This window comes from Hyphomicrobiales bacterium (genome assembly GCA_016710435.1).
Lineage (GTDB): Bacteria > Pseudomonadota > Alphaproteobacteria > Rhizobiales > Aestuariivirgaceae > Aestuariivirga.
The window spans coordinates 35,397-44,546 of sequence record JADJVV010000010.1; the positions used below are offsets into that span (position 1 = coordinate 35,397).

11 protein-coding genes are annotated in these 9,150 nt (G+C 58.2%); 3 read left to right on the top strand and 8 right to left on the bottom strand.

Features of this window, described 5'->3' with window-relative positions; genetic code table 11:
* Nucleotides 1-368: 368 nt before the first annotated feature.
* The 3 genes from IPM06_18235 to IPM06_18245 are packed head-to-tail and all read left to right on the top strand — an operon-like array spanning nt 369 to nt 1,410.
* Entirely contained in the window at nt 369-650 is a 282-nt protein-coding gene (locus IPM06_18235; GenBank protein MBK8772341.1) for a hypothetical protein, read from the top strand.
* An 18-nt stretch (nt 651-668) separates the two neighbouring features.
* Nucleotides 669-893, top strand: coding sequence for a hypothetical protein (locus tag IPM06_18240; protein ID MBK8772342.1), 225 nt, complete (start codon nt 669-671; stop codon nt 891-893).
* Nucleotides 894-906: 13 nt separating this feature from the next.
* Nucleotides 907-1,410 carry a hypothetical protein gene (locus tag IPM06_18245; GenBank protein ID MBK8772343.1) on the top strand — a complete coding sequence of 168 codons (504 nt, stop codon included), beginning with the start codon at nt 907-909 and terminating at the stop codon, nt 1,408-1,410.
* Between the two features lie 229 nt (nt 1,411-1,639).
* On the opposite strand, the gene IPM06_18250 is transcribed toward IPM06_18245, so the two are convergent.
* From IPM06_18250 to IPM06_18285, 8 genes are all read right to left on the bottom strand, one after another.
* Nucleotides 1,640-1,921 carry a hypothetical protein gene (locus IPM06_18250; protein MBK8772344.1) on the bottom strand — a complete coding sequence of 94 codons (282 nt, stop codon included), beginning with the start codon at nt 1,919-1,921 and terminating at the stop codon, nt 1,640-1,642.
* A 51-nt stretch (nt 1,922-1,972) separates the two neighbouring features.
* Nucleotides 1,973-3,061, bottom strand: coding sequence for a hypothetical protein (locus tag IPM06_18255; GenBank protein MBK8772345.1), 1,089 nt, complete (start codon nt 3,059-3,061; stop codon nt 1,973-1,975).
* A gap of 383 nt (nt 3,062-3,444) precedes the next feature.
* Entirely contained in the window at nt 3,445-3,684 is a 240-nt protein-coding gene (locus tag IPM06_18260; GenBank protein MBK8772346.1) for a hypothetical protein, read from the bottom strand.
* A gap of 4 nt (nt 3,685-3,688) precedes the next feature.
* Nucleotides 3,689-4,288, bottom strand: coding sequence for a hypothetical protein (locus IPM06_18265; protein MBK8772347.1), 600 nt, complete (start codon nt 4,286-4,288; stop codon nt 3,689-3,691).
* Nucleotides 4,289-4,508: 220 nt separating this feature from the next.
* A complete protein-coding gene (locus IPM06_18270; GenBank protein ID MBK8772348.1) occupies nt 4,509-5,045 on the bottom strand; it encodes a hypothetical protein in 537 nt (178 codons plus the stop codon).
* Nucleotides 5,046-5,464: 419 nt separating this feature from the next.
* Nucleotides 5,465-6,253 carry a hypothetical protein gene (locus tag IPM06_18275; protein MBK8772349.1) on the bottom strand — a complete coding sequence of 263 codons (789 nt, stop codon included), beginning with the start codon at nt 6,251-6,253 and terminating at the stop codon, nt 5,465-5,467.
* A 315-nt stretch (nt 6,254-6,568) separates the two neighbouring features.
* Entirely contained in the window at nt 6,569-6,955 is a 387-nt protein-coding gene (locus IPM06_18280) for a hypothetical protein (protein MBK8772350.1), read from the bottom strand.
* Between the two features lie 215 nt (nt 6,956-7,170).
* On the bottom strand, nt 7,171-7,653 hold the full coding sequence (locus IPM06_18285) for a hypothetical protein (protein MBK8772351.1): 483 nt from the start codon (nt 7,651-7,653) through the stop codon (nt 7,171-7,173).
* Nucleotides 7,654-9,150 lie beyond the last annotated feature (1,497 nt).

A 9,150-nucleotide genomic window follows, 5' to 3' on the forward strand; every position in this document is an offset into this window, starting at 1 on the left:
TTTTTCCGCAATCATCGTCAGTGTGATTTGTCCACAATCTACCACCACTAGGCTGGACAAGTCAAACGTGATTTGGTATATAGGCTGTGCAAACGTCAGATACAGCGGGAGCGCACCACGCGATAGGCAGGCAACGGTAAGGCGGCACGGGTCAAGAATGACGGGGCAACCCGTTACGAGGTCAGCGCCGGAACGCAAATCGCCAAGAGCTTATCAAGTTTGTGCGTAGCAATGACTGACGTTGGTTGACGGTAGACGGCTGATCTACAAATCCGTTGCCAGCATTGAACAGAGGAAAGGCCGGTTGCAACAAAAGAATTTAAGGTGTTCGGGACTGGCCATCCAATCCAAGGACCAACGAAGCGAGAATGGCGCGCAACCGTTATCTCGGCACCGTTCGTTTGGCACGTTTACGAAGTCATTTGAAAGGACAGCAGATGGTAAAGCAGAGACATGGCGTAGGTGGCATCGCGACAACCAACGCGCAATTCGCGAATGGCGGAGCCGAGGCCATTACACTCCAAGACGCAGACGGGTACATTTGCATGACTATGACGGATACGCCGCTGCGGCTGACCACGGAACAAGCACGCTATTTGGCGGAGCAGCTAAACAACGCTGCGCAGCGCGTAGACGATGGTGCCCAATAACAACGAAAGGCCCGCAGAATGGAAGCTCGCGAACAATACGTTCAATGGTGCAAGGATCGCGCAATGGATTGCGTCCGTCGCGGCGATCTGTTGGATGGCGTCACGTCGATGATGTCGGACATGGACAAGCGCGACGACACCAAACTTAAAGGGATGCTGAGCGCCCTTGGCATTCATGCTGCGTTGGCAGCAACGAAAGGCGACCGCGATGCGGTTGAACGCTTCATCTTAGGATTCAACTGAAAAGGCCCGCAGGATGAAAAAATCCCTCACACGCCGTCCACAGGTTGGCATTTGGCATTTTGCCAACGGCTCAAAAGTTGAGGGACCTCCAGCGGGCCTCAGCGGCAACGTGTCGAGCCTCAGGGGCGATGTGTCGAACATCTGGGGCGAAGTTTCGAACATCTGGGGCAACGTGTCGAGCCTCAGGGGCGATGTGTCGAACATCTGGGGCGAAGTTTCGAACATCTGGGGTGACGTTTCGGGCCTCAGGGGCAACGTGTCGGGCATCTGGGGCAACGTGTCGGGCCTCAGCGGCGACGTGTTGGGCCTCAGAGGCGACGTGTCGGGCATCAGCGGCAACGTGTCGGGCCTCAGCGGCGACGTGTTGGGCCTCAGAGGCGACGTGTCGGGCATCAGAGGCGACGTGTCGGGCATCAGCGGCGACATTGACGATTGTGATTTAACTCCCGCTCAGCGGGCCGCTGGCGTTAACGTCGAGGAGTTGTGCGCTGAGACGCGCAAGCAAGTCGCAGAATAGTTTAGCAGGGAAGGCCGCTGATGCTGCTCACTTACAAATACCGCCTCAACCCGGAGAAGCGTCAGCACCGGGCGCTGGAGCGCATCCTTGAGCAGCACCCGCCCTCTGCGTGCGTTTTTCCAAAAGGCCGCTATGAAGTAACTGGAAGGCCACCCTTACATCACCACAATGAAAGCAACCAATCCTAGGCAGATAGCAAAGACCCGCGTTCCGTTGCAGAGACTAGCCATCATCTCCCGCCATAGAGCTTTAGAAGAGCCCCCGCTGCCGTTGTCCAGCCGATCTTTTCCGACACCGTTGCCAGCAGAATCGCGATCCCGGACGCCGCCATCATCCAGTCGCGCGGCGTCCATGAAGCGAGCGGCCGTCTCGGCATTTCGCGATCCTCGATTCGATCCACCCGGCGTTCCAATGTCGCAATCCGGCCGGTGTTCTGGCCTGATTCTTTCATGAGTTCGGTGAGCAAGCGCGTATTCTGTAATTGCGTCTGCAAGATTTCTTGTAGCGGCATTCATCGGTGTCCTGTCTCCAAGGCTCTAAAGGGGGAGGAAAGGACGCAGCACTAGAATTGGTTTTCAGTATTGAAATCGAACAGACTGCTCGCGCCGATGGCACCTCCAGCAAGGCCGTACTTTTTCAGGATTTCAATGAGGCTATCGTCGAAAACGACATAGTTGCGAGCTCCTTCGCCAGCAGTACGGCTCGTCTGATCCAGGTATTTAATGCCGGGGATGCCTGCTTCGCGCAAAGCTTTAGTCGTCTCCGCGTCTGCTGCGTTTCTGAGAATATAAGAAGGTGTTGACGCGCCACCTTCGTACTGCAAATCTTGGCTGCGAACTGGATCATCAGCAAAGCGACCAGCAAGAGCGTTGCGCGCTTTTTCACTTTGCTGTCTTAGCGGCTTATCCCAATCTAGGAAATCTTCAGGGTTGGCGTTAATGCGGACTTGATACATGTGGCCGGGAGGGGCTAGTTCTATATTTGGCTCCATTCGCAGAAGTTCATCATATTGCGCGCGGTACTTTGCAGCCATTTTTTCATCTGGAAACATGCCGTGCTCTGCGTCCCTGATCATCATGGCAAGTTCTCGTTTGAGCATTGGCACATCCATTGCCCTACCAGAACGCACGTCTGAACCTTTTAATTGAGACAAAAGACGCTGTTGAACTTCTGTCGGTGGCTGATCACCTGTCCACCGGACAGCATCGTCATAGCTTCCAAGTTGGTCCCTATAGCTCCTCGCCACCCCTTCATTCTCAGCAAAATACAGCCCATGGCCATAAGCCTGAGCCCCTTCACCAGTTCCGATCTTATCGAGTGAGAACTTATCAAAATCATGAGGGCTCCCGTGATAGGCTGTAATGCCTGGACGTGCGTTTTCACCTGCAACTGCCGCTCCCATGAGGGAAGGCTTGCCGGTGTCGGAAAGTACCTCTCCATCGATGATGGGCCCACTTTTACGCATCCACCGAAGCGCGTCTTCCGCTGTGGATGCGACCGGCTCTTGCAGGTATCCGTAGCCGGGATGCGGCAGGTTGTTGGCGGCGTGGTACTGCTCCAGAATCGTCGGCTGCTGAAGGGGCCTCAGTGCAGCTCCTGCCGTTCCTTTGAGGGCATTCGACCCGAACCCTGTCCACAGCAGCGTTTCCATGTCCGACAGGTTTTCCGGGTGCCTCGGATCAGGGATACCCAGCCGCCCGTCTTCGGTATAGGAGTTCTGAGCCAGCCGCTGCAGCAGCGTTGATGGGCTCCGTCACGGCCGCCGGCCATGCAAAGCCAAAGCTTTCAGACCCGTCTGGATTGGCGTAGGTGCCAAACGGTGCCAGCGTTGACCTGAACGCCAGCGGCCGGTCATCGACCGCGTTTGGCTGCATCAAAGCGTTGAAGGTGTGGCCTCTGAAAGTTCCTGCCATGGTCTAACCCTTCGCTGGGCAGATCGCATCATAGGCGCGGTTGTGGCCGACCACTTGCCGTTTCGTCGGCTCGGTGTCGGCCTTGCTGGCACCGATCGGCTTGAACACCTTGCACGACGCGTCAGTCACGAAAGTATTTGTCGCGCAGCCGGTCAGCAGGGAGAGCGTCAACAGACTTGCGGGCAGCATCAGCTTTTTCGGCATTGGCGTTGGCCTTCTGTTCGATTTTGGCGGCAACGCGAGACCGTTCGTCTTTTCGCAGATTATAATCGTGCATCTTCAGCCACGAAACAGCAGCAAGCGCCGCCATGGCGAAAACCCCGGCGCGTGACATAAGAATCCCACGCAGCAGAAGCCACATCCCTTTAGGCCCCCCCGCTCGGAGTTGAACGGCCTTCAGCCGCATCTTCGACCATGTAGCCCTGGACCAGTTGGAGACCGACAAAAAGGACCATGAGCCAGCCCACAATGCCCAGTCTGCCAAGGCTGGAAAATATCGATTGAGCTGCACTGAGGTTCTCCTGTAAGGCTGGAATGTCAGGCATGGAAAGACCCGCCTCGTTTGAAGCAAGACCGATGGCAGGGACACCAACAAGCCATCTCTTGATGAAGCTTATGATGCTCCATTTTCGAGACTGCGTTTTCATCGTCTCAACCCGTGTTTCAGGCTTGGGCGACGGCAGCGGGTTGTCCGGCGCGAACGCTGCCGGTTCTTCCTTGAGTTCGGCGGGTTCCGCCACCGCAACAGTGGCAACCGGCCCAAAGCACAAAGCGTGAGCTGCGGCCCACTGCTCATCGGTCATGGGGTATGGTCTGCCAGCCTCTTGCAACGCCATGGCCTTGGCGATTGCGATGGCAACCTGTGGATTTTTCAAAAGATCGGCCGTCAACATCGTGTCGGCCGTGACGCCGCCGTTTTTTCCAGCACTTTGATGTAGGTTGAGGCATAGTATCCGCCGCACCATTTTTCGATGGCCTTGCGGATCGTGCGGCCGGTGTAATTCGGAGACGAAAGCAATGGAACTGAGCGGCGGCGCCCTTCACTGGATCATCGAAGCAAGCTATCTTATGCACACCGTCCTTTGCTTGTCAGTTTCTCCATCTTTACCGCCCCGAACTTTTTTCGCGCTCGGTCCCGGATACATCGCTTCGGGGTTGTTCGTTCGGATTGATGCTGGAATCATCTCACACCCCGCCGCTTTCGATCTTTGCCGCCGCTTTCAGCATATCGTCGATCTTCGCCTTGCTTTCTGCGTTCTCAGCCTCGATTGCGGCCATCCGCTCGTTCAAGGCGGCTACTTCCTCGTTTGAAAGCGCCGCGCCCTGCTGCGCCGGTCGTTCGCGTGCAGGAGCGGCTTTAATTTCAGCGGCGCGCCGGGCCGCCTCAGTCTCAAGCCTCGCCTTTTCCTCAAAGAACACCGGCAAAACCCACCCGTAATCGGCTTCGAAGTCGGCTTTGGAGATCAGCTTATTGCCCGGCTTGATGTTCGGACGGCTGAACGGCTGCGTGATGATCTCACGATATTCGATGTAGCCCTGCCCCGTCTCAGGGTTGAACTCGACGAAGTTAACATCGTCCCAAGGCGTGGACGGATCGCCATCGAACACAGACCAATCGAGATCGGGAAGCCTGATGCCGGTTCCATCGGCATAAACGGTCTTATCGGGAACATTGATGGTGATGATCTGTGTCATTGTTTCCGGGGCCTCGATGGTTTTCATTTCGTTAGCCTTGGCGAGTTCGCGCGCTCACGTCTGGATCGAAAATCATGCTGCCGAGCCGTTCAACGTCGGCAGCGGCATGGTGCGCCTTGCGGAGGCTTCCAGCGTCAGAAGATAGGAAAGCTCGAAGCAACAGCCCCACTTGTCCATGGGGGCCCCGCTCTGTGGATGTGTCCCTTGAATGTTGGTCAAGCGTCGGTGCACTTGCCGTCCACAACAAGCTGCCGGCAGCTTTTCTCAAAACCGGAAAACCGGCACAGCTTTTCTTTCGGAGGAAACATATCCGTCATGCCTTCTGCCCTATGTTCACGCTGGCGTATTTCACCGCCATGTTGAAAGCGTTCATGATGAGGGAATGAGCGTGACCCGTGCTCGAACCGGCAGAGCCCGTCGTGCCGGTATTCGGCAAGATCGTCACATCAGAACCTGCAAGCTACAGTCACAGACCCGGCCGCACTGGAATCGCTGTGATCATGGACGGCAAGATTTGCGATCGAAAGCCCCGAGCTTCCAACCGTGCCGGTCAATGTCTGTGATGCGAACAGGGTTGAGAAGGCCACGCTGCCGCCTGTCGCCGGCGTGCCGGTCGTGAACCTCAACGCCGCATCGTTGTAGGCCGCCCCGGTTTCGAGCGTCCATCCTGTCGGAGGAGTGCCCTGGAATAGAACCCTTGCGCCGGCCGAAAACACATACCCGGCAGTCCTCCATTCGGACAGCATATCGGTCTGCAAGTCCGCCCATGTTATGCCGCGATTTCCGGCGTTCGCCGCACTCCAATGCGCAAACGTGTCGCCAGAGGCAAGGTTTGTTATGGCTGATAGGGCGTTGGCGTTGCGGGTATAACGCACGTCGGCTGCGTCTTGGGTGAGAAACGACCCGCCGCCGCCTGATGACGCGATCACCGCGCCCTTGCAGTTGTCGTGCTCGGCAATCGTCACGCCGGCAGAAGTCTTGATCGTGACCTTGTAAGACTTGTCATTTGTGTAGACGAGCGTCTTTGTGGTTCCCCCGTATGATGTAACAGGGTATCCTAGCGAATCCGTGTAGACCGTCGTCCCAAGCGATACAGAGAGTTCTGCATCGGCGAAGACTTCCTTCGGTATCGTGCTGCCTGCCACGAAGAATTCAGCGTAGGCTCCAGACGACGCGTAGGACGACAGGTCGGAGATGCGTTGACCTGGAGTGAAAACGGCGGTTGCATTGGCCATGTGCTAGGCGTTCCTAGATGGATTGCGACGTGGGAAACCCGGAACGCTGGGGACAGGTATTCGTCATCACGGCAACGACCCTCGCCATGGCCGTGCTCGGCTTATGGCTCAAATGGGTACGAGAGACGGAACGCTGGATTACTTCGCGGTAGACTGCCTGATCATCGGCTTCCTGATCTGTAAGTATTGTGACTATCGGCCGCCGCCTCTTTGACCATTGTAGAGCGCCTGCCCCGAGCCGGTAATGGCCGGCGTCACGTTGGGGCAGGATGGTTTGATACCTCGTGCAAGAGCGCGGCGGGCGGCGACAGCCCCCTAAGAATCCACCAGCCCAAGCTTGCTCGCGGCAGCGTTGGCAAACGAGGTCCGGCCGCCCGATTGGTCATAAGCAGGTTGGTGATTCTGCCGATGGCTTCGCGCGAAACTATCAACGCCGTAGCTCGATCCTGATGCGTTCGGCGGCTTGTAGGCGATGGCATCAACGGCCCGCGCAAACCGCCGGATTTCGGTGAATTCCTCAGGCGAAAACAACGTGGCCATCACAGACCGCTGCTGCGTCATGGCTTCTTTCATGGTGCTCGACAACTGCAACGGGTTCATGGTTTCCCCGTTCTTGCCGGTCACGAGGCGCGACCAGCAGGCAAGCCGGACATCGTTCCAGGCCAGGTGGCTTCCTCTTTTGGAAAAACCGGTCAACGCCATCTTGATATTCTTCAGCGTCGCTACGCTGTTCTGCGTTATGGTACGGGACCCTTTCCGAGCCGAACAGCTCCTGAATGACAGACTCGCCGCTATCAGCTTTGGCCAGGGTCAAGAATGGCCCCGATGCGCCGCGCGGCTGTGTCTTCGCACCATCTGCGGCCTAGGCTCGAAGATGCCATGCACGTCCTTTGTAAACCCGCGCGCCTTGACGAGTTTCAAAGCCGCTTCCGGATCACCAGCCAAAAGCTTCTTTTCAGCGAGACCGTGATCCAGTCGTTAAACCCTTCATAAATGACCTTGCTGGCTGCTTTGTCGGCGGTGTTAGCCGCGGATTTGCACAGAGTTCGAACAGATTGCGGCGCATCTGGTCGACGTTCTTGGTCGGCGGTTCGCGACCCATCGGCGGCCTTCTCCGGCGCCTCCCCGGCTATGATGCGCTGAACCTCTTGGGCCATTTCGAATGCGGCCGGATTCGCCCGTTCGTTGATCATCCGTCCGCCAAGCTTATTGTTGAGAATGTCCGGCAGCTCTTTGGCAGCCTCCGGCGTTATCTCAAGGCTTGTCGCCCCCTCAGCGTCGTCTTCCAAGCTCTCAGCCGATTTGCGCGCGCCTTGCAACGTAGCCTGAATATCTTCTCCAATGGGTTTTGGATCGGCCCCTATCAGGCTATCGCCCGCCTTTCGATGCGGGGCGACCATGGCCCCAATGCTCGGCTGGCTTGCCGACAGGTTGCCCCCATAGCCGCTTTGCGCAACTCATCTTTCTGAAGAATGTCAAAGGCTTCTTTTTCCAGAGCGCGCCTTGTCGCCGTACTTGCCCTGACATGGCCTCCTCGGTATGAAGAAGGTCTTTGCGCTTTGTCGCCTGCCCCGGTGACACCCGGATACCGAACTTGTTGGCGTCGGCTCTGACCGCAGCCTCCTGCGGATTGCCTGTTTCTGCGAACGTCTTTGCAAACGACTTGGCGAAATCCGGCGTCACGTCATTAGGATCGACACCCGCCCACTTGGCCCGCTTCGGGGCCCCTAGCCGTCAGATTGCCCGTCGCCTTGTCAGCCAGCCCCGGCACGGTCACGAACTTGCGCCATAGCGCTCCTGCTGCCATCCCAGCAGCAGGTCCAGCCGCACCGAATCCGGCCATGACGCCGGCCTAGAGGATCAACGCGCCCTGTTCCGAACCCTGGACGCCCGCCGCAATGTCACGCCCAGGCTAGTCGCCCCACCTGGCCGCGGACTGCCTCCAAGCCTGAAGGCCAACACCGGCCCCTTTCAGCGCCGCTCCTAGCTCCGCCCGTCGCGATGTAGGGCAGTGAGCCGTAGATCGCCCTCGACACGTCCCGCGTGTCGAGGCCGGCCCAATTCACATAGCCGCGCTGTTCCTGACCATCCGGCCCGCGCGTGACGACGACCTCGTATCCGTTGGCATCCTTCTCGCGGCGCACGAACCGATCACAAGGTTCTTCTGAATAGCGTCACCCGTACCGGCGTCGTCGGCACCGAGAATAACGGCGTTGGCCGTAGGGTTTCGAGTTCAGCGGGTACTGCTCAAAGACCGTGCGTGTTCCCGCCTCGGCGCCAGGTCCTGACAGACGCGGACGGAGATTGACCAGCCATTTAGCCCTCTGGCCTCCTGCGGCGGCGCGCTCTGGGGCGAGGCGACGCCGTTCAGCTCGGAGAACCAGTCCGAAGTCTGCGTGGCGGCGCAGCTGGGAGCCAGTGCAGCCGGTGCAGGCAGCTCGGCCGCAACCTGGCCGGTGGCGGGCTGCTGGGCCTGAGCTCGCGGCGCAACGACCAGGCCGGCGGGCCGTCGAGCTCTTGCCGCTTCGGGTCGGTCAATCAAGATGGCGCGGTGTGGTGATCTGCGGAGACAATCCATCAGATTCCGAACTCCCGCCGCTGAATGACGCGAAAGCTGCTGTTTGAAGACTGCGGAACGAGCGAGCGGATTGCGGCTCTTGTTTCACAAGGCCGCCTGATCAAGCCGCTGGTTGATGATGCCTACGCTTGTCCGACAGCGGCACCATGGCGCCGATCCGATCCGGACTTTGCCAGCGTCTGAATGAATTTGCGGTCATCGCGGCGGTGCGCTTCCAGGTAATTGCGGCGCGCGCCAAGGCCAGCTTGGACTGCCCAACGGCGTTCTCGTCTTGGCCTCGAACTGTGCCGGGCTATCCTTCTCGGGATCGGGCATCCCC

What these genes read in the sequence shown, in the direction of transcription:
- IPM06_18250 (MBK8772344.1), bottom strand. Translation starts at nt 1,921, where the DNA reads ATGCCGCTACAAGAAATCTTGCAGACGCAATTACAGAATACGCGCTTG.
- IPM06_18235 (MBK8772341.1), top strand. Translation starts at nt 369, where the DNA reads ATGGCGCGCAACCGTTATCTCGGCACCGTTCGTTTGGCACGTTTACGA.
- IPM06_18240 (MBK8772342.1), top strand. Translation starts at nt 669, where the DNA reads ATGGAAGCTCGCGAACAATACGTTCAATGGTGCAAGGATCGCGCAATG.
- IPM06_18260 (MBK8772346.1), bottom strand. Translation starts at nt 3,684, where the DNA reads ATGTGGCTTCTGCTGCGTGGGATTCTTATGTCACGCGCCGGGGTTTTC.
- IPM06_18245 (MBK8772343.1), top strand. Translation starts at nt 907, where the DNA reads ATGAAAAAATCCCTCACACGCCGTCCACAGGTTGGCATTTGGCATTTT.
- IPM06_18270 (MBK8772348.1), bottom strand. Translation starts at nt 5,045, where the DNA reads ATGAAAACCATCGAGGCCCCGGAAACAATGACACAGATCATCACCATC.
- IPM06_18255 (MBK8772345.1), bottom strand. Translation starts at nt 3,061, where the DNA reads ATGGAAACGCTGCTGTGGACAGGGTTCGGGTCGAATGCCCTCAAAGGA.
- IPM06_18265 (MBK8772347.1), bottom strand. Translation starts at nt 4,288, where the DNA reads ATGGTGCGGCGGATACTATGCCTCAACCTACATCAAAGTGCTGGAAAA.
- IPM06_18285 (MBK8772351.1), bottom strand. Translation starts at nt 7,653, where the DNA reads ATGGTCGCCCCGCATCGAAAGGCGGGCGATAGCCTGATAGGGGCCGAT.
- IPM06_18275 (MBK8772349.1), bottom strand. Translation starts at nt 6,253, where the DNA reads ATGGCCAATGCAACCGCCGTTTTCACTCCAGGTCAACGCATCTCCGAC.
- IPM06_18280 (MBK8772350.1), bottom strand. Translation starts at nt 6,955, where the DNA reads ATGGCGTTGACCGGTTTTTCCAAAAGAGGAAGCCACCTGGCCTGGAAC.